Origin of the sequence: Serratia sp. PGPR-27 (assembly GCF_022678525.1) — a bacterium.
GTDB lineage: Bacteria > Pseudomonadota > Gammaproteobacteria > Enterobacterales > Enterobacteriaceae > Serratia > Serratia nematodiphila.
Genome location: NZ_JALBYS010000007.1, coordinates 103,900 through 126,256, shown reverse-complemented (window position 1 = coordinate 126,256; position 22,357 = coordinate 103,900). Strand labels below are relative to the sequence as shown.

Annotated in this window: 21 protein-coding genes; 10 read left to right on the top strand and 11 right to left on the bottom strand. The window is 62.0% G+C overall.

What is annotated here, in order from left to right:
• The first annotated feature begins 6 nt into the window (after nt 1–6).
• On the top strand, nt 7–1,044 hold the full coding sequence (locus MMS95_RS06270; protein WP_004939835.1) for a M48 family metallopeptidase: 1,038 nt from the start codon (nt 7–9) through the stop codon (nt 1,042–1,044).
• Between the two features lie 46 nt (nt 1,045–1,090).
• Here the strand turns inward: MMS95_RS06270 and gpmA are convergent, their stop codons facing one another.
• The 9 genes from gpmA to modE form a co-directional block, all read right to left on the bottom strand.
• The gene (gene gpmA, locus MMS95_RS06265; protein ID WP_004939834.1) at nt 1,091–1,843 is read right to left on the bottom strand and encodes a 2,3-diphosphoglycerate-dependent phosphoglycerate mutase; all 753 of its coding nucleotides are present in this window, start codon (nt 1,841–1,843) and stop codon (nt 1,091–1,093) included.
• Nucleotides 1,844–2,059: 216 nt separating this feature from the next.
• Nucleotides 2,060–2,407 carry a PsiF family protein gene (locus tag MMS95_RS06260; protein WP_048322413.1) on the bottom strand — a complete coding sequence of 116 codons (348 nt, stop codon included), beginning with the start codon at nt 2,405–2,407 and terminating at the stop codon, nt 2,060–2,062.
• Nucleotides 2,408–2,604: 197 nt separating this feature from the next.
• Nucleotides 2,605–3,648 (bottom strand): galactose-1-epimerase, encoded by a 1,044-nt coding sequence (galM, locus tag MMS95_RS06255; protein ID WP_242141491.1) that lies wholly within the window; start codon nt 3,646–3,648, stop codon nt 2,605–2,607.
• Nucleotides 3,642–4,793, bottom strand: coding sequence for a galactokinase (gene galK, locus MMS95_RS06250; RefSeq protein WP_015376991.1), 1,152 nt, complete (start codon nt 4,791–4,793; stop codon nt 3,642–3,644). Before galK ends, galM begins: the two co-directional genes overlap by 7 nt.
• On the bottom strand, nt 4,790–5,842 hold the full coding sequence (gene galT, locus MMS95_RS06245; RefSeq protein WP_242141490.1) for a galactose-1-phosphate uridylyltransferase: 1,053 nt from the start codon (nt 5,840–5,842) through the stop codon (nt 4,790–4,792). The genes galK and galT overlap by 4 nt, the downstream gene beginning before the upstream one ends.
• Nucleotides 5,843–6,128: 286 nt before the next feature.
• Nucleotides 6,129–6,947, bottom strand: a complete 819-nt coding sequence (locus MMS95_RS06240; RefSeq protein WP_015376993.1) for a CPBP family intramembrane glutamic endopeptidase — start codon at nt 6,945–6,947, stop codon at nt 6,129–6,131.
• A 166-nt stretch (nt 6,948–7,113) separates the two neighbouring features.
• On the bottom strand, nt 7,114–7,686 hold the full coding sequence (locus MMS95_RS06235) for a cysteine hydrolase (protein WP_015376994.1): 573 nt from the start codon (nt 7,684–7,686) through the stop codon (nt 7,114–7,116).
• Nucleotides 7,687–7,780: 94 nt separating this feature from the next.
• Complete coding sequence (gene modF / locus MMS95_RS06230) at nt 7,781–9,268, bottom strand: molybdate ABC transporter ATP-binding protein ModF (protein ID WP_015376995.1); 1,488 nt, start codon at nt 9,266–9,268, stop codon at nt 7,781–7,783.
• Between the two features lie 90 nt (nt 9,269–9,358).
• A complete protein-coding gene (modE, locus tag MMS95_RS06225; protein ID WP_075685577.1) occupies nt 9,359–10,150 on the bottom strand; it encodes a molybdenum-dependent transcriptional regulator in 792 nt (263 codons plus the stop codon).
• Between the two features lie 188 nt (nt 10,151–10,338).
• On the opposite strand from modE, the gene MMS95_RS06220 reads away from it, so the two are divergent.
• The 9 genes from MMS95_RS06220 (at nt 10,339) to modC (ending at nt 19,039) form a co-directional block, all read left to right on the top strand.
• Entirely contained in the window at nt 10,339–12,501 is a 2,163-nt protein-coding gene (locus MMS95_RS06220; RefSeq protein ID WP_242141489.1) for a TonB-dependent receptor, read from the top strand.
• 4 nt (nt 12,502–12,505) lie between these two features.
• A complete protein-coding gene (locus tag MMS95_RS06215; protein WP_242141488.1) occupies nt 12,506–13,501 on the top strand; it encodes an ABC transporter substrate-binding protein in 996 nt (331 codons plus the stop codon).
• A 1-nt stretch (nt 13,502) separates the two neighbouring features.
• On the top strand, nt 13,503–14,258 hold the full coding sequence (locus tag MMS95_RS06210; protein ID WP_021505417.1) for a class I SAM-dependent methyltransferase: 756 nt from the start codon (nt 13,503–13,505) through the stop codon (nt 14,256–14,258).
• A gap of 1 nt (nt 14,259) precedes the next feature.
• Nucleotides 14,260–15,273 carry an iron ABC transporter permease gene (locus tag MMS95_RS06205; RefSeq protein ID WP_118892352.1) on the top strand — a complete coding sequence of 338 codons (1,014 nt, stop codon included), beginning with the start codon at nt 14,260–14,262 and terminating at the stop codon, nt 15,271–15,273.
• Nucleotides 15,270–16,058: an ABC transporter ATP-binding protein gene (locus tag MMS95_RS06200; protein ID WP_242141487.1), complete on the top strand. Its 789-nt coding sequence runs from the start codon at nt 15,270–15,272 to the stop codon at nt 16,056–16,058. The genes MMS95_RS06205 and MMS95_RS06200 overlap by 4 nt, the downstream gene beginning before the upstream one ends.
• Nucleotides 16,059–16,203: 145 nt before the next feature.
• Complete coding sequence (locus MMS95_RS06195; RefSeq protein ID WP_004939813.1) at nt 16,204–16,353, top strand: AcrZ family multidrug efflux pump-associated protein; 150 nt, start codon at nt 16,204–16,206, stop codon at nt 16,351–16,353.
• Between the two features lie 158 nt (nt 16,354–16,511).
• Nucleotides 16,512–17,285, top strand: coding sequence for a molybdate ABC transporter substrate-binding protein (modA, locus tag MMS95_RS06190; RefSeq protein WP_015377002.1), 774 nt, complete (start codon nt 16,512–16,514; stop codon nt 17,283–17,285).
• Nucleotides 17,282–17,971: a molybdate ABC transporter permease subunit gene (gene modB, locus MMS95_RS06185; RefSeq protein ID WP_015377003.1), complete on the top strand. Its 690-nt coding sequence runs from the start codon at nt 17,282–17,284 to the stop codon at nt 17,969–17,971. The genes modA and modB overlap by 4 nt, the downstream gene beginning before the upstream one ends.
• Nucleotides 17,972–19,039, top strand: a complete 1,068-nt coding sequence (gene modC / locus MMS95_RS06180; protein ID WP_075685565.1) for a molybdenum ABC transporter ATP-binding protein ModC — start codon at nt 17,972–17,974, stop codon at nt 19,037–19,039.
• A gap of 31 nt (nt 19,040–19,070) precedes the next feature.
• Here modC and MMS95_RS06175 read toward each other — a convergent pair whose 3' ends face one another.
• Together MMS95_RS06175 and MMS95_RS06170 are read right to left on the bottom strand one after the other, a co-directional pair.
• Nucleotides 19,071–19,889 (bottom strand): pyridoxal phosphatase, encoded by an 819-nt coding sequence (locus MMS95_RS06175; RefSeq protein ID WP_004939809.1) that lies wholly within the window; start codon nt 19,887–19,889, stop codon nt 19,071–19,073.
• A 96-nt stretch (nt 19,890–19,985) separates the two neighbouring features.
• A complete protein-coding gene (locus tag MMS95_RS06170; RefSeq protein WP_242141486.1) occupies nt 19,986–21,956 on the bottom strand; it encodes an acyltransferase family protein in 1,971 nt (656 codons plus the stop codon).
• Nucleotides 21,957–22,357 lie beyond the last annotated feature (401 nt).

The window sequence follows — 22,357 nt, the reverse complement described above, 5'->3', positions numbered from 1 at the left end:
GCGCCGATGATCCTTGAAGGCGCTTATCAGTTGCCGGGAAGGGCCGCACGTGAGGCGGCTCGTCTGCTGGTGAACGAAAGCGGCGAAGGCGTGACGTTGCAGCGGCAGGATGAACAGCGTTACATCCCGCTGACGGACATCACCGTTTCTGCCGCGCTGGGCAATATTCCGCTGACGCTCACCTTCAAGGGCGGCGGGCGCTTTGTGCCTGACGACGACGCGGCCTTTCGCCGCTGGTTCTATCAGCGCCGTTCGCCAGGGTGGGTGCATCGCCTGGAACGCCATAAACGCGGCGTCGCCCTGGCGCTGCTGATGACGCTGCTGGCGGTAGTGGCTTACGTTTACGTGGTACTGCCGTGGGCGAGCAGCGAGATCGCCATGCGCATCCCCACCTCGGTGGAACAGACGCTGGGCAAACATACGCAGACGTTTTTGGACCAGAGCGGCTTCGCGCCCTCTGCACTGCCGGCCGAGCGGCAACGGGCGTTGCAGCAGCTATTCCGGCAGGTGATGCCGGCCGAGATGCGCCAGGAGCGCACGCCGCTCTCGCTGAAGCTGATGGCGGCGCCCGGTGCGCCGAACGCCTTTATGTTGCCCGACGGCACGCTGGTGCTCAGCGATAGCCTGGTCACCTTGTCAAAAAACGACGATGGCCTGGCGGCGGTGATGCTGCATGAGATGGGGCATCACGCTCATCGTCACCCGATGCGCATGTTGGTGCGTTCGTCACTGGTGGCGTTGACGCTGATGTGGATGACGGGTGACGTCAGCGGCATCGGCGATACGCTGCTGCAGTCTGCGTCCTTCGTGAATGAGATGCAGTTTTCTCGCGGGATGGAGCGTGAGGCGGATGCGTTTGCGATAGCGGAAATGCAGCGCCAGGGGCGTTCGCTGGCGGAAATGGCGGCGATCTACCGCGCGTTGGCGCAGGCGCCTGAACGAGAAAAGACCGATGACTGGGCGCTGCCTGCCTGGCTCAGCACCCATCCGGCGATGCAGGAACGGCTGGACGCGGTGAATGAGGCGATGGCGCAGCAGCAATAAAAAAGCCCCCGGTGAAAACCGGGGGCTTTTTCGTGAACGGGCGAAATTACTTCGCTTTACCCTGGTTCGCTACGGCCGCTGCTTTTGCTGCGATCTCGTCGGCGTTACCCAGGTAGTAACGTTTGGTCGGCTTGAAGTTCTCGTCGAACTCATACACCAACGGCACGCCGGTTGGGATGTTCAGCTCGAGGATTTCATCTTCGCTCAGGTTATCCAGGTATTTCACCAGCGCGCGCAGCGAGTTGCCGTGCGCCGCAACGATCACGCGCTCGCCGCTCTTGATGCGTGGCAGGATCTCTTCGTCCCAGTAAGGGATAACGCGATCGATGGTCAGCGCCAGGCTTTCGGTCAGCGGCAGCTCTTGCTCGGTCAGAGAAGCGTAGCGCGGATCGTGGCCAGGGTAACGTTCGTCTTCTTTGGTCAGCTCAGGTGGGGTCACCGCGAAGCCGCGACGCCATTGTTTCACCTGCTCGTCGCCGTATTTTTCTGCGGTTTCCGCTTTGTTCAGACCCTGCAGCGCGCCGTAGTGACGTTCGTTCAGCTTCCAGGATTTTTCGGTTGGCAACCAGGCCTGATCCAGCTCGTCGAGGATGTTCCACAGGGTGTGGATCGCGCGCTTCAGTACGGAGGTGTAAGCGAAGTCGAAAGTGAAACCTTCTTCTTTCAACAGCTTGCCTGCTGCTTTCGCTTCGGTGCGGCCCTTGTCGGACAGATCAACATCATACCAACCGGTGAAGCGGTTTTCTTGGTTCCACTGGCTTTCGCCGTGACGCACCAGAACCAGCTTAGTTACAGCCATAGCTTAACTCCTTAATAATCTGACATTTCAATGATAACGAAAATCATTATATTGCCGCGGGCCGGGGCTCGGCAATCGATAGTGTCTAACCATAGCCAATTTCTTGCCGCAAAGTAAGGGCTGGCGAAAGGAAAAAGCTGAATCGTTCAGGCTGATGCGGAAGGGGGAGAAACGGCACGTCGGAATCGCTCCGGACGCGCCGTGGCGTGGGGAAAATCAGGCCGATTTTTTCAGGCAGTTGCTCATGAAGGTTTTACGCGCGTCGCCCTTCAGATCCTTGGTCTTGGCGTCGGCATTGCAGCTTTTCATTTTCTGCTGCTGCGGCGTCAGGGTTTTGCCGGACGCAGCGGTGCCTTCGGACTTCAGGCAGGTGCTCATAAAGGTGGAGCGATCGGCGCCTTTCAGCGACTTGCTGGATGCCTGCTGGTTGCAATCGGTCATGCGTTTCTGTTGGGCCGCCTGCGCCGGCGAAGGCGTTTTCGTCGCCGTCGTCGCGTCGGCCGCCATCAGATTGGTGCTCAGCATTAAGCCCGCCAGCAATGGAAGTGCAGTAATCAGACGCATAGGTGTTCCTTCAGCTATTGATTGGCCGCCATCGGCCGAAAATTGTGACGTTGCACAAGGCGTTGTGCTTATCACGGTAGCCTGAGTGTAGTGCGCGCTTTGGAATAAGGGAAGGTGGGCGCCGTTGGGGGGATGGCGCTAAAAGGTAAGCATTTATAACAAATTGCCCCCGGCCGCACGGCGAGGGGCGTAGCGGGTCAGATAGGATAAAACTGATAATGCGTGGCGCTGCGGTAGCGGCTCCCCGGTTGCAGCCAACAGTCCGGCTGCGGCCACTCGGGATGGTGCGGGCTGTCCGGCAAAAACTCGCTCTCCAGCGCCACGCCGGCATGGTTGGCGTAGCTGCCGCCATCGCGCGCCGGCGTGCCGGCCAGATAATTGCCGCTGTAGAGCTGCAGCGCAGGCGCGTCGGTGAACACGCTCATTTGCACTTGCCCGTCGGCGGACCACAAATGCGCCGCCGGGCTCTCCAGCGCCCCGCAGGTACGATGCAGCAGAAAGGCGTGATCGTAGCCTTGCACCCGCTGCTGGTCGCGATCGCGCAGGAAATCCTGCAGCAGCGTTTTCGGCTGGCGGAAATCCATGCCGCTGCCGTCCACCGGCGTCAGATCGGCGCAGGGAATGCCCTCGGCGTCAACGGGCAGATAGCGATCGGCGAACAGCTGCAGCCGTTGGGCGCGGGCGTCGGTGCCGGCGCCGTCCAGATTGAAATAGGCGTGGTTGGTCAGATTGACCGGGCAGGGGCGATCGACCTGCGCCAGATAGTTGATTTCCAGGCGATTATCCGAGGTCAGGCGGTAACAAACCTGCACGTCGAGATTGCCGGGGAAACCCTGATCGCCCTCCGCCGAATGCAGCGCATAGCAGACCTGCTGCGCATCATGCTGCACCCGGCGCCAGCGGCGGGCATGAAAACCGTCGGGGCCACCGTGCAACTGATGGGCGCCCTGATTGGCGGCCAGCGCATGGGGTTTCCCGTCGATGGGCAGACTGGCGTTGGCGATGCGGTTGGCGTAACGGCCGACGGTGGCGCCCAGATAGGCGCCCTGACGTGGGTAGTCCGCCGGGCTGTGGCAACCCAGCAACAGCTCGCGCTTTTCACCGGATTTGAGCGGCAAGACGGCGGACAGCCAGGTGGCGCCCCAGTCCATCAGCGTCACCGTCATGCCGTCGGCGTTTTGCAGCAGTGTCAGCTGGTAAGGTTGCCCATCGGGCGCCGCTTCCGTGCTCACCGTCAGCATGGGCCGGCCCCCTGCGAAGCCTGGCAGACATAGAAGGTTTCCTGCAATCCGCCGGTTTGCCGCGGATACTCGTGCGCCACGGCGGCACGCACTGTCTCCACGAGATCCTGTGGCATCAGCGCGACGATGCAGCCGCCAAAGCCGCCGCCGGTCATGCGCACGCCACCGCGCGGGCCGATCGTCGCTTTGACGATCTCGACCAACCGATCGATCGGTGGCACGGTGATTTCAAAGTCATCGCGCATCGAGGCGTGGGATTCCGCCATCAGCCGCCCCATGCGCTGCAGGTCGCCGGCCGCCAGCGCGTCGGCCGCCGCCAGCGTGCGGGCGTTCTCGCTGATGACGTGCCGCGCGCGTTTGGCCACCAACGGATCCAACTGATGTTGACGCGCTGCAAACTGTTCGGGGCTAACGTCGCGCAGCGCCTTGACGCCGAAGAACCGCGCCGCTTCTTCGCACTGTGTGCGGCGGGTGTTGTACTCGCTGTCCACCAGCCCGCGCTGCACATTGGAGTTGACGATCACCACCGCGACGTTGTCCGGCATCGGCACCGCGCGGGTCTCCAGCGAGCGGCAGTCGATCAGCAGAGCGCTGTCGCGCCGGCCGAGCGCGGAGATCAGCTGGTCCATGATGCCGCAGTTGCAGCCGACGAACTGGTTCTCCGCCTCCTGGCCGTTCAGCGCCAGCGCCACGCCGTCCAACGGCAGCTGATAGAGCGCCTGCAGCGCCTGGCCCACCGCCACTTCCAGCGCGGCGGAGGAGCTGAGCCCCGCGCCCTGCGGCACATTGCCGGCAATCACCAGATCCGCGCCGCCGAAATCGGCGTTACGGCGCTGAAGGTGCTTCACCACGCCGCGCACATAGTCGGACCAGCGCTGATCGGGATGGCTGACGATCGGATCGTCGAGCGAGAATTGATCCTGCTGATTCTGATAATCGGCGGCCAGCACGCGGATCTGGCGGTCGTCGCGCTTGGCGCAGGCGATGACGGTTTGGTAATCGATGGCGCAGGGCAGCACGAAGCCGTCGTTGTAATCGGTATGCTCGCCGATCAGGTTCACCCGCCCCGGCGCCTGGATGGTCAACGCCGGCGCGTAGCCGAAGTGTTCGGTAAACAGGGAATGGGTAAGCGGTTTCAGGCTCATGCTTGGGCTCCGGCTTCACGGTAATGAATATCGCTGACGGCGCGCAGACGCTCTGCGGCCTGTTCGGCGGTCAGATCGCGCTGGGTTTCCGCCAGCATCTCGTAACCGACCATAAACTTGCGCACGCTGGCTGAACGCAGCAGCGGCGGATAGAAATGGGCGTGCAGCTGCCAGTGCCGGTTGTCGGCACCGTTGAACGGCGCGCCGTGCCATCCCATCGAATAGGGGAAGGAACACTGGAACAGGTTGTCGTAGCGGCTGGTCAGCTTCTTCAGCGCCAGCGCCAGATCGCGGCTTTGCGCCGCGCTGAGATCGGTGATGCGCTGCACCGCCGCTTTCGGCAGCAGCAGCGTTTCAAACGGCCAGGCGGCCCAGTAGGGCACCACCGCCAGCCAGTGTTCGGTGTTCACCACAATGCGCTCGCCTGCGGCCAGCTCGCGCTGCGCATAATCCAGCAGCAGCGGGGAGGCGTGTTCCCGAAAATAGTCGTGCTGCAGGCGATCTTCGCGTTCGGCCTCGTTCGGCAGAAAGCTGTTGGCCCAGACTTGCCCGTGCGGGTGCGGGTTGGAGCAGCCCATCGCCGCGCCTTTGTTTTCGAACAGCTGTACCCAGGGATAGTGCTTGCCCAGCTCATCGGTTTGCGCCTGCCAGGCGGCGACCACCTGTTCCAGCGCCGGCAGCGCCAGTTCGGGCAGGGTTTTGCTGTGATCGGGAGAGAAGCAGATCACCCGGCTGACGCCGCGCGCGCTCTGGCTGCGCATCAGTGGATCCTGGCTATCGGGCGCCGGTGGCGTATCGCTCATCAGCGCGGCGAAATCGTTGGCGAAAACATAGGTACCGCGATAATCCGGATTGCGATCGCCGGTGACGCGCGCATTGCCCGGGCACAGGAAACAGTCGGGATCGTGCGCCGGCAGCGTTTCCGTGGGGATTGCCTCCTGCTGGCCCTGCCAGGGGCGCTTGGCGCGGTGCGGTGAAACCAGCACCCACTGGCCGCTGAGCGGGTTGTAGCGGCGGTGCGGATGATCGATAGGGTTAAATTCCGTCATACGGTTCCTTTCTTGGCGCCGACGAAAGTGTAATCGCTTCCAATTACCGTCTTGAGACGCCCGTTGCTGAACAGGGAGAGGCTATTGCGCAGAAAGATAGCACGCCCGCGGGGGTAAAAAGGTGATCTAACGCGAAAAATGGAATCGTTTACACTTCATTGAAAAGCGCAGGAAGGGCGAAGAAAAGCGGGCGACAACGTGATTGAGGGCATTGCGGTGAGGTGCCGGTGATAGCGTTTTCACCCGACCTGCCGGCAGAGAGGGGGCTCTCTGCCGGCTTCAGCCGCTAAGAATGCTGGTACAGCGGATAGGTGAAGAACAGCAGATGGGTCAGGTTAAGCCCGAAATGGAACAGAATCGGCACCCACAGACGGCCGCTCCACATCCACGCCAGGCCGTAGATCACCCCGGCGAGGGTCGCGAAGATCACCATCAGCGTACCGCCCGCCAGATGCGCGGCGCCGAACACCAGGGAGGCGACGATCAGCGCCGGCCAGGCGCCCAGCCACTGGCTGAGACGCTGTTGCAGGTAGCCGCGAAACAGCGCTTCCTCGGCCATGCAGACGAAGAACAGGTTTGCCATCACGAAAGGCAGGATCCAGGCGGGCGCATGCAACTCGATTTTTAAGCCGCCCAGCGCGACGGCCAGCAGCAACAGCGCCGGCACGGCCAGCAGCAGCGCAATCCAGCCCGTTTTGCCGGCGTTGCCGCCGCGTTCGGCGGAAAACAGCGTGGGCAAGCAGGCGAACAGCAGGAAGGGCACCATCGCCTTATCGAAGTTGTAATACATGGTGAACGGCGCGCTGAGCGGGCCGGCTTTTTCGCCGTCGATCATCAGCTGATTGTGGATGCCCGGCACCAGATGCAAGAACAGCGCCACGCAGCCGGCGACCACCAGCCCTTCGAGCGCAATCGCCAGATTGCGTTGCGCGCGAAAATGGTGGCGCAGCCCCGCCAGTGCCACGATGGCCAACAGGCAACCCAGGCTGAGCGGCGTCAGTACCCCATGATAAAGCCCCATGCCCGCCGAGGCGGCCAGGATCACCCAGGCTATCAGCCGGTTAAACGGCAAGAAAAATAACGAAGCAGCCAGTACGCCCCACATAATATGTCCCTTTAAATATGTACACGGCGCTCAGCGCCTTTGCGGCGTGCGATGATGGCGAAATTGAGCGCTAGAGCGGATAGTAGCACACCAAGATGACGCTAAAGGTCGGGGCAGTGATGCATTTGTGCATGATGCCGGCCCACACGACCGGCGGCGATGAGGGTTAGCCTTTCATCCATGCCTGCGAACGGGTGATTTCGGCCAGGTTTTGCAAGGTATCGAGGCTTTGCTGGTGGATCTCCTGCGTGGGGGCCGCGCACAGGTCTTGCAGCACGGTCACCTGGAAACCGGCGTCATGCGCCTGACGCGCAGTGCTCTCGATGGCGAGCGGCGTGCTGACGCCCGCCAGCAGCAGATGGTGGCACCGATGTTGCCGCAGCCAGGCTAACAAATTGTTACCGGAGAAAGCGCTGACTGCCGTTTTTTCAAACTGCAGATCGGTCTCTTCCTGATGCAGTTCGGGCATCCAGCGGCAGCCCGGGCCGTTTAACCGCAGCGCGCCGATCTGCTTGAGATGGTTGAACAACGGCGAATGGGGCGGAATGTCATGATAATCGTCGGCGAATCCCACCCGCACCCAAATCACCGGGATTTTTCGCACCCGGGCATAGGCCGCGGCGGCATTGACGTTGGCGAGCAGGTGGGTCGCTGCCACCTGTTCGTGGCAGTGGTTGGCGCGCCCTTTGGGCCCGATCAGATCTTCGATCAGGTCGATGATAATCAACGCAGCGGACATGGCGTCTCCAGAAATGGCCTTCTTCCTTTCTATGATAAAAGGCCAAATGTGATGTGCTGCGGTGAAGTGTTGCCGGATATGTTTACGCCGCGTTTCAGGCGGAGGCCGCCTCCAGCCGTTGCTGTTGGTAGCCGTAGCCGCCCTCGCCGTCGGGCACGAAGCTGAGGCGGTGAGTGATGCACTGCGGCGCATCTTCGGCATGGTGCGAGACGAACAGCAGCTGGGTAGCGCCCTGGCCGATCAGCACGTCGATGAAGCGGCGCACCAGCTGGCGATTGAGCGGATCCAGCCCCTGCAGCGGCTCGTCGAGGATCAGCAGCGCCGGGTGTTTCACCAGCGCGCGGGCGATCAGCGCCAGCCGCTGTTGGCCCCAGGAAAGGCTGTGGAACGGGGCGTCACCGCGCGCGCCGTTGAGCCCGAGCAGCGCCAGCCATTGCTCTGTCAGCTGCCGCTGACGATCCGAAACCGCCTGATAAATGCCGATCGAATCGAAAAACCCTGACATCACCACGTTGCGCACGCTGGTGTTGACGCGATAATCCAGATGCAGGCTGCTGCTGACGTAGCCGATATGGCGTTTGATTTCCCAGATGGTTTCCCCGCTGCCGCGGCGGCGGCCGAATAGCGTCAGATCGTTGCTGTAGCCCTGTGGATGATCGCCGGTGATCAAGCTGAGCAATGTGGATTTGCCGGCGCCGTTCGGGCCGACGATCTGCCAGTGTTCGCCGGGATTTACCTGCCAGTCGAGGTGATTGAGGATCGGCCGATCGTTATAGCTGACCACGCCGTCACGCAGGACGATCAGCGGCCGATCCGCCGGCAGGGCTACTTTTTGCGTCGGATCCTCGGTTTCCGGCAGCGCCAGCCCGTTGAGATTTTCGCTGTGCGCCAGCTGCGCCACCAGCGCGTCCGCCATCACCTGGCTGCGCGGCCCGCGGCTGGTCAGGGTGCAGTCCGCCAGCACGCCCACCCGTCGGACAAAATCCGGGATTTCGTCGAACCGGTTGAGCACCAGCACCACGGTTTGGCCCTGGGCGGAAAGCTCGCTCAGCAACGCGGCGAGCTGCGCGCGTGAGTGCACGTCCAGCCCGTCGAAGGGTTCGTCGAGGATCAGCAGGTCGGGCTCGGGCATCAGCGCCCGGCACAGCAGGGTCTTGCGCGTTTCGCCGGTGGAGAGGTATTTGAAGCGGCGCGTCAGCAGGGCGGTGATGCCGAACTGCGCGGCCAGCCGCTCACAGCGCGCGGCGTCTTTCACCTCTTCCTGAATGATCTCAGCCGCGGTGCGGCCGGTGTCGTCCTCGTCCGCGCTGAGCAGATCGGTGTTGTTGCGTTGCCACTCGTCGCTGACCATTTTTTGCAGCTGTTCGAAGGAGATGCGCACCGCGTGCTGAAAGTCGCTGCGGCGCTCGCCGCCGAGCAGAACCAGTTCGTCGGCCAGCGCCCGTGCCAGGGCGGATTTGCCGCTGCCGTTGGCGCCGACGAAGGCCCAGCTGTCGCCGGCCTGGATTTCCAGCGCATCCAGCGTCAGGGTGCGGGTATCGCTTAAGCGGAATGAACCTTGCGAAATGTGCAACGACGACATCACCTGTTCCTTTTTTTGCAATTATTTGCCTTAGAAATAGGCGCATTGCAGGGGGATGTCAATCAACAAAAATGCAACGTTACGTTGCGCTTAACACAACGTGGCGACAATCACGTGGTCGGCGTTGAACAGGGCGTGTACGGCGGTGCCGACGCTCAGTTGCAGACGCTGCAGCTCCGCCGTCGTCAGCGTGGCGCACAGGGTTTCGCCCCCCGCCAGCGTCACCAGCACCTCGCTGTGTTCGGCGCCTGGCTGAATGCCGGCCACCACGCCCGCCAGCGCGTTATCCGCGCCGGCATGTTCCGCCGTCTCGACGCTTAACCGCACCCAGGGCGCCTTGATCAGCGCCAGCACCTCTTTGCCCGGCGTCAGCTGCAGCCGGTCGGCGCTTTGCTGGGTAATGGCCGCCGTCAGGCGAGTGCTGCCGTCGTTCAATAAAATCGCCAGGTGCTGCTGCACCTGCTGATGATCGCGTTCGATGACGGTACCGAAGAACTGATTGCGCGCGCTGGTTTGCAGCGAGAAGCGCGAGATGGCCGCCAGCAGGCTGTCGAGCGGCAGATCGTCCTGCTGCAACACGTCGAAGGCCTTTTGCTGCACCTGGCCCAGCAGGTCATACAGCTGGATCAGCCGCTGGCCATAGCGCGTCAGCTGTGCGCCGCCGCCGCCTTTCCCGCCGGTGGCGCGGTCCACCACCGTTTGTTCCGCCAGCTGGTTCATCTCATTGATGGCATCCCAGGCGCTTTTGTAGCTGATGCCCGCCAGCTTGGCGCCCTGGCTGATGGAGCCGGTGTGCTGCACCTGTTTCAGCAGCGCGATGCGGCGCGGATCGGCGAACAGCTTTTGCTGGAGTTTGAGAGTCAGAAGAATTTCGGCCTGCATAGCGCATCCTGTCGGCGGCAAAAATCTTATTGTCGCCGATTTGGCGGCAAAGCGCCAAACGCAGTGCGCTGGAGAGTGGGGTAATAAAGACTGGTATTGCTTTGTTGTTATAATATAACATAACAGAAAAACGATAAGGCTTTACGCCGGCTGCGGCCGGTTTTTATTTCACCACAGGGATGCTCCACATGAGTACGACACGCCGGCGCTTTCGCGCGCCCAGAAAATCTTTATGCCTGGCCGCCGCCTGGGTCGGTGGCGCACTGACGGCGCCGCTGGCTTTCGCCGCCGACTGCGATAAAGCCCGCAATGCCACGGGATGCGAAGAACATCTCACCGTGGAGGCGGCAGCCCCCGCCGGGCGCTACGATGCGTTGAACGCCGTGAGCCGCAGCGCGTCACAGCTCGGGCTGACCGCTCGGGAGACGCCGCGCAGCATCGATATCATCAGCGCGCGGGCGATCCAACAGCGGGGCGATCGCTCGCTGGCCGCCGCCGTCGAGCACGCCACCGGCCTGTCCGGCGTGGCCTCGCCGACGTTATCCAACAACTTTTCCGCGCGCGGTTTCCGGCCGATCGCCTGGCTGTATAACGGCGTAGAAATGCCCGGCAGCACGCTGCAGCTGGGCGATCCGGCGCATTACGACAGCATTGAGGTGCTGCGCGGGCCGGGATCGGCGCTGAACGGCCTGAGCGCCGCAGGCGGCAGCGTCAACCTGATCTCGCGGCGGCCGACCTTCAGCCGCCAGCCGGTTGAACTCGACTATGGCTTCGGCAGCTACCGCAGCCAGCGTTTGCATCTGGGAGCCGGCGGCGCGCTGGTGGACGATGCGGTGGCGTACCGGTTGGACGTCAGCGGCAACGACAGCGGTAGCAACGTGCAGGACGAGCGCGATCGGCAGAAGCGGGTTTCCGGCTCGCTGCTGTTTAAGCTGACCGACGATGCGCTGTTGACGCTGAGCCTGGACCGCATGCTCAACCGCACCAATAACCCTTACTACGGCACGCCGCTGCTGGATGGGCGCATTGCCGGTGAGCTGCGCGACATCAATTACAACAACCTGACCGACAGCCGCATCCAGAGCAACGCCACCGCATTTCAGGCCAGTCTGGACTGGTTTATGACGCCTGAAGTGGAGTGGCATAACCAATTCTATTACTACAGCGGCTTTCGCGAATGGCGCAACGTCGAGCGTTTCCGCGTCGCGGCGGCGGCCCGGCCCGGCGACGTCAACCGCGACTCTTTCGGCGCCCTGGCACACGACGACGATCTGATCGGCAACCGCAGTTCGCTGGTGTTCGACCGCGCCATTGCCGGTTTCGATAACCGGTTGCTGGTCGGCTTCGATCTGAGCAAGCGGCATTTTCAGTACTACTCCAACGGTTTCCCCGGTTCCGAAGACGTGCCGCTCGGCGCGCCGCCCAGAGAGCCGTTCGCGCAGGGCACCGATCGCCAACGCGCGCCGGTGCGCCACGTCACCCAGAATCAGTACGCCGCCTTTCTTGAAGATCGCTTCAGCCTGACCGAGCGTTTAGCGTTGCTGGGCCAGTTGCGCTACAACCATATGGACATGGACTGGCGCTTCCAGGGGCCGCAGGAAGAGAGCCGCGCGCGCACCTACGTTTTCAGCACCTGGAGCCTGGGCCCCAGCTATGCATTGACCGATAACCTCACGCTCTACGCCAACTACACCACCGGCCAGGAGCCGGGCAACGATCTGTTCTTCCTCAGCCCGACGCAGACCGATCTGCCGCTGACGCGAGCGCGCCAGTGGGAGGCCGGTGCCAAAGGGCAGTTTTGGGGTAACAAGGGCGAGGCGACGCTGGCGCTGTACGAACTGCGCAAGGACAACCTGTTTGTGCCCGACGCGCAGCGGCCGGATGCGTTGAACGCGGTAGGCAGGCAGACGTCACGTGGCATCGAACTTGGCGTGGTGCTGCGTCCCGACGATCGCTGGGAGCTGGCCGGCAACGCCGCCTACACGCACGCCCGCTACGACGACTATCGCGGCGGTAGCCCGTTGCGCAGCTACAACGGCAATCGCCCGGCCTATATCCCGGACTGGACCGCCAACCTCAGCGTGCATTATCAGGCGACGGAACGTTTGGGGCTGGCTTCTTCGCTGCGCTACGTCGGCAGCAGTTACAACGACGATGCCAACCGGCGCAAGATGCGCGCGTACACCACGCTTGATCTGGCGGCGGATTATCAGCTGACGCCGATCGTCGATGTCGGTTTCCGCATTCGCAACGCCACCAACCAGCTGTACGCCTATCAGCGCACCTACCCGGATCAGGCGCTGATCGCGCCGCCGCGCAGCTATGAAACCTTCGTGTCGGTCAGGTTCTGACGGCGTGAAACGTTCGCTTTACCTGTTGTTGTGCGCCCTGGGATTGGGCTGGGGCGCGCCGCTGCGTGCCGATGCCGTCAGCCTGCACAATTGCGGGGTAACGCGCGATTACCCGCAGCCGCCGCAGCGGGTGCTGGTTTACGCCAACCCGGCGCTGGAAAACCTGCTGGCGCTGGGGCTGGCCGGCCGTGCGATCGGCGTGGTCGGGTATGACCGCGCGCGCGATCCCGCGCCGACGGCGCCGGCCGAGGCGCTGCGGGTGCCAGCCAGCCCGGCGCCGCCCACGGCGGAAGCGTTGCTGCTGATGCGGCCGGATTTTGTCTATTCGGCCAGCTATTACTGGCTGCACAGCCCGGAAACGCCCGATCGGGCGCGGCTGGCGGAATGGGGCATCGGCACTTATCTCTCTCCCGGCGCCTGCAGCGGCCAGCAAAGCGCGATCGCCGCCGCGCTGACGTTCGAAGACATTTTCACCGAGCTGCGGGAGCTGGCGCGTATCTTCAACGTCAGCCGCGCCGGTGAAGCGCTGATCGAACGGCTGCGCGGGCAGTTGAGGGCGCTTGAGCCGCAGCGCGCGCCATTGCCGCATCGGCGTCTGCTGTGGTGGTATGCCGGCGCGCAGACGCCCTACGTGGCGGGCTGCTGCGGCGCGCCAGGCTTGCTGAGCCGCAGCGTCGGCAGCGAGAACCTGTTCGGCGATCTGCCCGAGCTGTGGCCGACGGTGTCCTGGGAGATTATTGCCGCGCGCGATCCGGATGCGATCGTGCTTGGCGATCTGCCGCGCGGCGGCTTCGGGGACAGCGCGGCCGACAAGATCGCCTTTCTGGAGCATCACCCGCTGACCGCGACGCTGCGCGCCGTGCGTCAGCGGCGCTACGTGATCCTCCCCGGTTACGACATGGACCCTTCCGCCCGCACCGTGGCGGCGCTGGGCCGTTTGATTCGGGGCCTGGCGGCCTTGTCGCCGCAGGCTCCGACGCTTTCCAACAAGGAACCTTGATATGACTGCCGTTTCATTCTCTTCGCTGCTGGACTCCTGGGATCGCCAGCAGGCGGCCTACATCGCCGAACGCGAAGCGCGTTTTAACGCCCAGCTGGACGTGCTGGCGCTGGCCGTCGGCCAGGATTTTCACGTGCTGGATCTGGCCTGTGGCCCGGGATCGCTGAGCCTGCGTATTTTGCAGCGCTTTCCGCAGGCCAGGGTGACCGCCATCGATCTCGATCCGCTGCTGCTGGCGGTGGCGCGCGGCGCGCTGGCGGAGTATGGCGATCGGATCCGTATCCTGCAGGCCGATCTGGCGGATCCGGCCTGTTTTTCCGTGCTGTCCGGCCCTACGCCGCAGGCGGCGGTGTCCAGCACGGCGCTGCACTGGCTGATGCCGGAGCAGCAGCTGGCATTGTACCGTAACGTCGCCGGGCTGCTGGCCGCCGGCGGCGTATTCCTCAATGCCGATCATCAGCGCTGTGATCACCGTCAGCCGAGGTTGAAAGCGTTGGCGGAGCGGCACGACGAGCAGACCCAACAGCGTGCCTGGGACTGCGGCGTTGAGGATTGGGATCGTTGGTTCGCCGGCGCGCTGCAATCGCCGGCCTTGGCCGCTTATCAGGCCGAGCGCGAAGCGCTGTTCGCCGGCCGGCCGGTACCGCCGCCGACGCCGGTGGATTTCCAGCTCGCGGCCCTCAGACAGGCCGGTTTCAGCGAGGTGGGGACGGTATGGCAGCTGTTGGACGACTATGTGATTGCAGGCTGGAAATAGCATGAGCCGGCGGTTACTGCCCGGCCGTGAGGCCGGCTGGTTGTTGCTGCTGGCGGCGGCGCTGCCGCTGGCCCTGCTGGGCGCCACCTTGTCGGGGCCCGCGCCGATCGCGTGGCGCATTGTACTCGGCGTCAGCGGCGGCGCAGCGTCCGATGCCGAGGTGTATCAGCGCATCATCTGGTCGCTGCGGATGCCGCGCGCGCTGTTGGCGGCGCTGGCCGGCGCCGGACTGGCGTTGGCGGGCACCGTGCTGCAGTCGCTGACCCGCAACCCGCTGGCCGATCCCTGGGTGCTGGGGATCTCCTCCGGCGCCGGCGTGGGGGCGGTGACGGTGTTGGTGTTGGGGCTGGGAGGCGGCCTGCTGTCGGTGTCCGGCGGGGCGTTTATCGGCGCGCTGGGAGCGTTTGCGTTGGTGATGCTGCTGGCCGGGCGTTCGCTGCAGGGGGAGTCCACGCTGTTTATTCTGGCCGGGGTGGCGGTGACGCAGCTGCTCTCCGCGCTGACTTCACTGATCACCCTCTGGCAGGCGGACGCCAACGCCACGCGCGGCGTGATGTTCTGGCTGCTGGGATCGTTCAGCGACGCGCGCTGGCCGCAGGTCGGGCTGTGCGGGCTGGCGCTGGCGGCGGTGCTGCTGCTTTGCTGGCTGCGGGCGGGCGAACTGGACGCGCTGGCGTTTGGCGGCGTGACCGCCGCTTCGCTGGGGGTGGCGGTGGCCCCGCTGAAGCTGCTGCTGTATGTGGCGACCACCGCGCTGACGGCGGCGATCGTCGCGTTCAGCGGCGCGGTGGGGTTTATCGGGCTGACGGTGCCGCACGTCGCCCGGCGGCTGGTCGGTTCGCGGCATCGGCTGCTGTTGCCGGCCAGCGCGCTGTGCGGCGCCCTGTTCGCCGTGGCGGCGGACACGCTGGCCAGAACGCTGTTTGCCCCGCGCGAGCTGCCGGTCGGGGTGCTGACCGCACTGCTGGGGGTGCCGGTATTCCTGCTGTTGCTGTATCGGAAGGTCAATGCATGACGATTGAAAAAGCGCGATCCGGCCTGTGCGCCGAGGCGGTGAGCTGGCGAGCGGGCGCACGCACGGTGCTGGAAAATCTCAGTTTCTGCGCCTTGCCCGGTGAGGTCACCGGCGTGCTCGGCGTCAACGGCAGCGGTAAATCCACGCTGCTCAAGCTGCTGGCCGGGCTGCAGCCCGCCGCCGGGGGCCGCGTTTGGCTGGAAGGGCGCGAAATTACCGCGTTTTCCGGGCGGGAGCGCGCCAGGCGCATCGCCTTTCTCGAGCAATCCGCCCCCGGCGCCTTCGCGCTGCCGGTGAAGGAGGCGGTGCTGCTGGGGCGCCTGGCCCATACCGGCCGCTGGCGCGGTTTCGGCGCCGAGGATCGCCGCCTCGCCGGGCAGGCGATGGAGCAAGTGGGCATCAGCCACCTGGCCGATCGCGATTGGCAGCGGCTGTCCGGCGGCGAACGGCAGCGGGTGCATCTGGCGCGCGCGCTGGCGCAGCAAACGCCGTGGCTGCTGCTGGACGAGCCCGCCAATCATCTGGATATCGCCCATCAACAGCAGTTTATGGCCTTGCTGCGGCGGCTGAAACTCAGCGTGGTGGTGACGCTGCACGATCTTAATCTGGCGGCCTGTTATTGCGATCGGATCGCGCTGCTGCAGCGGGGCGGGATCTGTGCGGCGGGCGCGCCGCGGCAGGCGCTGACGCCGGAGAACATTCGCGCGGTATACGGTGTGGAGGCCAGGCTGGCGGCGCCCGCCGCCTATGCGCCGCCGTTGATCTATTACCCCGCGTCGGGATGAGGGCGGCTGAAAGGGCACGTTTGGCCGATCACAATTTCGCCTCGCTGGCTAAAATAACTCCGTTTTATCGATTTTTTTGGGTTAGAATAACCGGATATGCGGTGAAAGGTATTTGCCGCTCAATGGGCAGTTAAGCGAGGCTATCATGTTGGAATTATTGAAAAGTCTGTTGTTCGCCGTGGTGATGGTGCCGGTGGTGATGGCGCTCATTCTCGGCCTGATCTACGGTTTTGGCGAAGTGTTCAACGTCTTCTCCAAAGTGGGCCGTTCGAAAGAAAACCGCACCCAGCACTGACCGTCCCCCATCCCGATACCCGCCGGCATTCCCCGGCGGGCATTCCTCAAGTTATCTCACGCTTTGCCGATAAACCGCATGACAAGCTTTCGCGCAACGTTATATTATTTTTTATATAACGAAGAGTGATAATGCACGTTAACTTGCGGAGAAAAACAATGAAACAGCAATGGACCAAATGGGTTGGCGGGATCGTTCTGGCATCGGGCCTGGTGGCTCAGGCTTCGGCGGCGGAAAAGATCACCGTGTTCGCTGCCGCGTCGCTGACCAACGCGCTGCAGGACATCGCCACCCAATATCAAAAAGGCAAGGACGTGCAGGTGGTTTCCTCCTTTGCGTCGTCCTCGACGCTGGCGCGCCAAATTGAGCAGGGCGCTCCGGCCGATCTGTTTATCTCCGCCGATCAGCAGTGGATGGATTACGCCATCGACAAGCAGCAGATGGTGAAAGACACCCGTTACACGCTGCTGGGCAACGAACTGGTGCTGATCGCCGCCAAGAGCGATAAGCAAGACAAGATCGCCATCGACAAGCAGACCGACTGGGCCAAGCTGCTCAACGGCGGCCGCCTGGCGGTGGGCGATCCGGATCATGTGCCGGCCGGCATCTACGCTAAGGAAGCGCTGGAACACCTGGGCGCCTGGAGCGCATTGGAGCCGAAACTGGCGCGCGCCAACAACGTGCGCAGCGCCATGGCGCTGGTGGAGCGCGGTGAAGCGCCGCTCGGCATCGTCTACGGCTCCGACGCGGTCGCCAGCGACAAGGTGAAAGTGGTGGGCGTGTTCCCGGAAGACAGCCACAAACCGGTTGAATATCCGATGGCGATGGTGAAAGATCGTCAAAATCCGACGGTCAGCGCTTTCTATACCTATCTGAAGAGCCCGGAAGCGGCCGCTATTTTCGAACATTATGGATTCACCCCGCGTAAATGATTCTGAGTGAGTACGAGTGGCAGGCGGTTGAGCTGAGCCTGAAAGTCTCCGGTTTGGCGGTGGTCTGCAGCCTGCCGTTCGGCATTCTGATGGCCTGGGTGCTGGTGCGTTGCCGCTTCCCCGGCAAGGCGCTGCTGGACGGCGTCATTCACCTGCCGCTGGTGCTGCCGCCGGTGGTGGTCGGCTATTTGCTGTTGATCGCCATGGGGCGGCGCGGCGTTATCGGCGAGTGGCTGTACGACTGGTTCGGTTTCAGCTTCAGTTTCAGCTGGCGCGGCGCCGCGCTGGCATCGGCGGTGGTGGCGTTTCCGCTGATGGTGCGCGCCATCCGGCTGGCGCTGGAGGCGGTGGATACCCGGCTGGAGCAGGCGGCGCGCACGCTGGGCGCCAATCCGTGGCGGGTGTTTTTCACCATCACGCTGCCGCTGTCGCTGCCCGGCGTCATTGTCGGTGTGGTGCTGGCCTTCGCCCGTTCGCTGGGGGAGTTTGGCGCCACCATCACCTTCGTCTCCAACATTCCCGGTGAAACCCGCACCATTCCGCTGGCGATGTATACGCTGATTGAAACGCCGGGGGCGGAGGCCGCTGCCGCGCGTCTGTGCGTGATCGCCATCGTGCTGTCGCTGGCTTCGCTGATGGTGTCCGAATGGCTGGCCCGCTGGGGCCGCAAACGGATGGGGGTGTAAATGCTGGAGCTGGATTTCTCGCAGCAGCTGGGCGACCTCAATCTCAACGTCCGCGCCGATTTGCCGGCGCAGGGCATCACCGCGATTTTCGGCCTGTCCGGCGCGGGCAAAACTTCATTGATCAACGCCATCGGCGGCCTGACCCGCCTGCAGCAGGGGCGTATCGCGCTCAATGGCCGCACGCTGGCGGATACCGCCACCGGCCTCTGCCTGCCGCCGGAAAAGCGCCGTATCGGCTATGTGTTTCAGGATGCGCGCCTGTTCCCGCACTATCGGGTGCGCGGCAACCTGCAGTACGGCATGGCGGCCGGCATGCGCGCGCAGTTCAACACCATCGTCGAGCTGCTGGGCATCGGGCCGCTGCTTAATCGGCTGCCCCTGACGCTCTCCGGCGGTGAAAAACAGCGGGTGGCGATCGGCCGCGCGCTGCTGACCGCTCCGGAACTGCTGCTGATGGATGAACCGCTGGCCTCGCTCGATCTGCCGCGCAAACGCGAGCTGCTGCCGTATCTGGAGCGGTTGGCGCAGGACGTGAACATTCCCATCCTCTATGTCAGCCATAGCCTGGACGAGATCCTGCGCCTGGCCGAGCAGGTGATGGTGCTGGATCGCGGCGAAGTGCGTGCGTTCGGCGGGCTGGAAGACGTCTGGGCCAGCAGCGCGCTGCGGCCGTGGCTGCAGCGTGAAGATCAGAGCAGCGTGCTGCGCGTCAGCGTGATTGAGCATCATCAACGTTATGCCATGACCGCGCTGGCGCTTGGCGATCAAAGGCTGTGGGTCAGCGGCCTCGACGCCGAACTGGGCACCCAGCTGCGCATTCGCATCAACGCCGCCGACGTCTCGCTGGTGCTGCAGCCGCCGGTCAACAGCAGTATTCGCAACGTCTTGCCGGCCAAGGTGAGCGAGTGTCTGGACGTGGACGGGCAGGTGGAAGTGAAGCTGGCGGTCGGGGAACACGTGCTGTGGGCGCGCATCACGCCCTGGGCGCGCGATGAACTGGCGATCCGCCCCGGGCAGTGGCTGTATGCGCAGGTGAAGAGCGTGTCTATCAGCCGCGAGAGCCGCTAAGACAGGCCCTCCCGGCGGGAGGGCGAAAAGATTACAGCACGCGGGTGCGGATCACCTCGGCGATGCCCGGCTGCAGGTTATCGGCGATCACCAGATCGGCGCGTTCCTTGATGGCGTCATCGGCATTGCCCATCGCCACGCCCAACCCGACCGCTTCCAGCATGCTGATGTCGTTGTAGTTGTCGCCGAACGCCACCACCTGATCCATGCTCAGCCCCTGCGACTCTACCCATTGACGCAGGCGTTTGCCTTTGCTGTTGCCGCCTTTGGCGATATCCACCTGATCGTGCCAGGACCATTCGCACGCCAGCCCCAGCTCTTTCTCCACCGTGTCGGCAAACTCGCGCAGCGCGGGGATATCGGCATGCGAGGTGGCGAATTTCCAGATCGCCTGCGCGTCGTCGGCCGCCTGCGTCAGGCTGCCGACCTGCAGCAGCGTCGGGCGCTGCGCCGCCGGCAGGGTTTCGGCCCAGGCCAGCGAGCGAATCACATGGCCGCTCGGTTCCTGATACAGCATGGCGTCGTCAACGTACATCAGCCCGTGAATGTCGGTCTGTTTGAGCATCTGCAGCACCTGTTTGGCCTGCTCCTTCGCCAAGGGATCGGCGGCCAGCACCTTTTTCTGCTGAAAATCATACAGGTAGGTGCCGTTACAGCAGATGGCCGGGGTATCTATCTGCAGCGCCTGGTAAAACGGATGGATGGCGACGTGGTGGCGGCCGGTGACCACCACCACCTGGACGCCGGCGGCGCGCGCCTGCGCCAGCGCTTCCAGCGACTGCGGTAAGATGCGTTTTTGGTTGTCCAACAGGGTGCCGTCAAGATCGAGGGCGATGACGCGGTAGCTCATAGGGTTCTCGTTATCGTTAGCCATAAAATTAATCTGATGGTACCTCTTCGCTCTGATGCAAACAATTCGGCCTGCCTGCTATCGCCGACCGATGACTTATTTGGACGCTGATGAGAACAGAGTTTTGAACATCGGTACCAGAAGTTTGTTGCCATATTCGCTAAGATGGTTATCGTCAAAATAGATGGGCCGCCCATTGTGAGTTCCCGCGCACTTGCCGTCTCGGCAGAGGTAAGGAAGCGGATCCAAAATTTTTACGCCACATTTTTTCGCCGCTTCATCTTGAGCTTGCCAGACAAAAGCATGACGTTGTCGGTAATCTGTTTCGGAGATGGATATGTCGGGCTCTGAACCGCCAAAACTCAGCAGGCGCGACAGTGTTTTTGGCACATTGACGAGCATTTCCGGCACCGGACGCACAACATAAATTTGCCGTTCTGTAGCCATTTCACACAGAGTGTCGACGAGTGAAGTTTTGAACTCGGACAAAAATCCCGGCTCAGGGGTACGATATACCTTCGAAAAATACACCGAGGGTTGGTTCAGCTTCGCGCCCGCAATTTGCTGGCCGAAGGCGTAAGCACTGGTTCGGTTAATCACGACTGCGGGGATATTGTTGTCCAGCGTGGATAGTTTTTCTTTTATCCACTGATTGAATGCGCTGCACTGAATATTATCGTCAAGCGCGCCGGGAACAACGTTGGCACCGAAGAGCGTTGGGCAGCCTGCATAAGTGAGATTGAGAAGCCCATCAGTTTGATTTGGCAGGGCGGACTCGACTGCAGAGATCATCGCATCGCCGTGGCTATCGCCAACGATGATAACCCGAATATTTTCGCCTCCATAGATACAGGATGGCGAGCTGATGCCGGACTTGGCGAAGCATTCATCTCTGTTGGCGAGCATGTTGGTACCTTCGTTGGCGATCAGATCGATTTGCTGCGGTAACCTGCCGGAGAAATTAACGGTAAACAGTGTGACACACAGCGCAGCAACCAGCATGGTAGCGATTCCGATTGTACACACTGATTGACGCGTTGTTTGCCTTGAAAGCCACTTGCGGGCAGGGTTTTCTATAAGACGAAGCGACAACTCGCCAAGCAACACGCTGGCCAGTAATCCCGCAACTACCCATTTCATCTCGGATTGAGCATTGGTGTAGACAAGCAGCACCGCAATCGGCCAATGCCAAAGGTAAATAGAGTAGGATGAAACACCCAGACGTGCAGCGACGGGGTTTGAGGTCAAGGGGGAATCCTGGCGGCCGGCGGCAAGCACCAACATGGCGCCGATAACCGGCAACAGGGCGTTATAACCGGGCCAGGGTTTACTGGCATCACATCCCACGATGGCTATCGCGATGCATAGCATCCCAAGCCATTCCGTATAAATACGTCTTTTTCCGCTGAGCGTTCGGTTTTGCGTTAACCGCCAGACGATTCCTCCGGCAAGCATTTCCCAGGCTCGGGTTGGGATAAGAAAAAACCCGGCGGAGGGCGCGAGGGAAGACATGATGATTGATAAGCCAAAGGAGACCGCGCCGGCTAAAATGATGAAGCGCATGAAGCCGTTTTTGCCCCCCAATCGCCATATCAACATAAGGGCCAGCGGCAGGATAATATAGAACTGCCATTCTACGGATAACGACCAAGTATGCAGCAGCCATTTTTCATGGGATACGCTGTCAAAATAGCCGGCTTCTTTCCAAAACTTCACGTTAGACAGGAAGAGTATGGCGGTAAAGGCATGTTTTGCCAGTTGACGGTAATCCAGCGTTGGTAACCAGAACCATCCCAGGCACAGTAAGGTCGAACAGAGCGCAAGTAGGGCGGGAATGATGCGTCTGGCCCTGGCAAGGTAAAATTGCCAAAGTGAAAAGCGGCCTTCCTCCAGGCCGGTCACGATGATGCGTGTCATCAGAAAACCGGATATGACGAAGAAAATATCCACGCCAACAAAACCGCCGGCAAAACCCGGGATGCCGAAATGAAAAAGTACGACGGCGATTACTGCCCAGGCTCTAAGCCCGTTGATGTCATGTCTGAAACTCTGTGAAAAAGAAAACATATCTATTACTCATTAAATGTATTTTTGGGTTTTTTAATAGGCACCCATAAAGTAAAGGCGTGCGGGCACGCTTTCCCATGGTGTTATTGCAATCGCGATTGACGTGTTTTTTTATTAATCCTTCTTAATTATTTTTCATGTGTATTTATGTATGCGGCCAAATTCATTCATTAAGAGAATTATTAAAGGAACATGCCATGGGTGTAGGTGGTATGCCAAACCCGACATGGCTGTTATGTCCAGTGAGACATAGGCGTGTCTGTACCGACTGTGGACGGCAATATGCTATATATCGATTAATTAATGTTTGTTATTTTCTTAATTTTATCTATGTGTATTAATTATGATAATCGCTTTTGTTATTTAGATTAATTATGTTTTTTTAATGACGCCAGGTGGTT

What these genes read in the sequence shown, in the direction of transcription:
- galK (WP_015376991.1), bottom strand. Translation starts at nt 4,793, where the DNA reads ATGAGCCTGAAACCGCTTACCCATTCCCTGTTTACCGAACACTTCGGC.
- galM (WP_242141491.1), bottom strand. Translation starts at nt 3,648, where the DNA reads ATGCTGACGGTGAGCACGGAAGCGGCGCCCGATGGGCAACCTTACCAG.
- modC (WP_075685565.1), top strand. Translation starts at nt 17,972, where the DNA reads ATGCTGGAGCTGGATTTCTCGCAGCAGCTGGGCGACCTCAATCTCAAC.
- modA (WP_015377002.1), top strand. Translation starts at nt 16,512, where the DNA reads ATGAAACAGCAATGGACCAAATGGGTTGGCGGGATCGTTCTGGCATCG.
- gpmA (WP_004939834.1), bottom strand. Translation starts at nt 1,843, where the DNA reads ATGGCTGTAACTAAGCTGGTTCTGGTGCGTCACGGCGAAAGCCAGTGG.
- MMS95_RS06195 (WP_004939813.1), top strand. Translation starts at nt 16,204, where the DNA reads ATGTTGGAATTATTGAAAAGTCTGTTGTTCGCCGTGGTGATGGTGCCG.
- modE (WP_075685577.1), bottom strand. Translation starts at nt 10,150, where the DNA reads ATGCAGGCCGAAATTCTTCTGACTCTCAAACTCCAGCAAAAGCTGTTC.
- MMS95_RS06175 (WP_004939809.1), bottom strand. Translation starts at nt 19,889, where the DNA reads ATGAGCTACCGCGTCATCGCCCTCGATCTTGACGGCACCCTGTTGGAC.
- MMS95_RS06270 (WP_004939835.1), top strand. Translation starts at nt 7, where the DNA reads ATGATCCTTGAAGGCGCTTATCAGTTGCCGGGAAGGGCCGCACGTGAG.
- modF (WP_015376995.1), bottom strand. Translation starts at nt 9,268, where the DNA reads ATGTCGTCGTTGCACATTTCGCAAGGTTCATTCCGCTTAAGCGATACC.
- MMS95_RS06200 (WP_242141487.1), top strand. Translation starts at nt 15,270, where the DNA reads ATGACGATTGAAAAAGCGCGATCCGGCCTGTGCGCCGAGGCGGTGAGC.
- MMS95_RS06260 (WP_048322413.1), bottom strand. Translation starts at nt 2,407, where the DNA reads ATGCGTCTGATTACTGCACTTCCATTGCTGGCGGGCTTAATGCTGAGC.
- MMS95_RS06205 (WP_118892352.1), top strand. Translation starts at nt 14,260, where the DNA reads ATGAGCCGGCGGTTACTGCCCGGCCGTGAGGCCGGCTGGTTGTTGCTG.
- MMS95_RS06220 (WP_242141489.1), top strand. Translation starts at nt 10,339, where the DNA reads ATGAGTACGACACGCCGGCGCTTTCGCGCGCCCAGAAAATCTTTATGC.
- MMS95_RS06210 (WP_021505417.1), top strand. Translation starts at nt 13,503, where the DNA reads ATGACTGCCGTTTCATTCTCTTCGCTGCTGGACTCCTGGGATCGCCAG.
- MMS95_RS06235 (WP_015376994.1), bottom strand. Translation starts at nt 7,686, where the DNA reads ATGTCCGCTGCGTTGATTATCATCGACCTGATCGAAGATCTGATCGGG.
- MMS95_RS06240 (WP_015376993.1), bottom strand. Translation starts at nt 6,947, where the DNA reads ATGTGGGGCGTACTGGCTGCTTCGTTATTTTTCTTGCCGTTTAACCGG.
- MMS95_RS06170 (WP_242141486.1), bottom strand. Translation starts at nt 21,956, where the DNA reads ATGTTTTCTTTTTCACAGAGTTTCAGACATGACATCAACGGGCTTAGA.
- galT (WP_242141490.1), bottom strand. Translation starts at nt 5,842, where the DNA reads ATGACGGAATTTAACCCTATCGATCATCCGCACCGCCGCTACAACCCG.
- modB (WP_015377003.1), top strand. Translation starts at nt 17,282, where the DNA reads ATGATTCTGAGTGAGTACGAGTGGCAGGCGGTTGAGCTGAGCCTGAAA.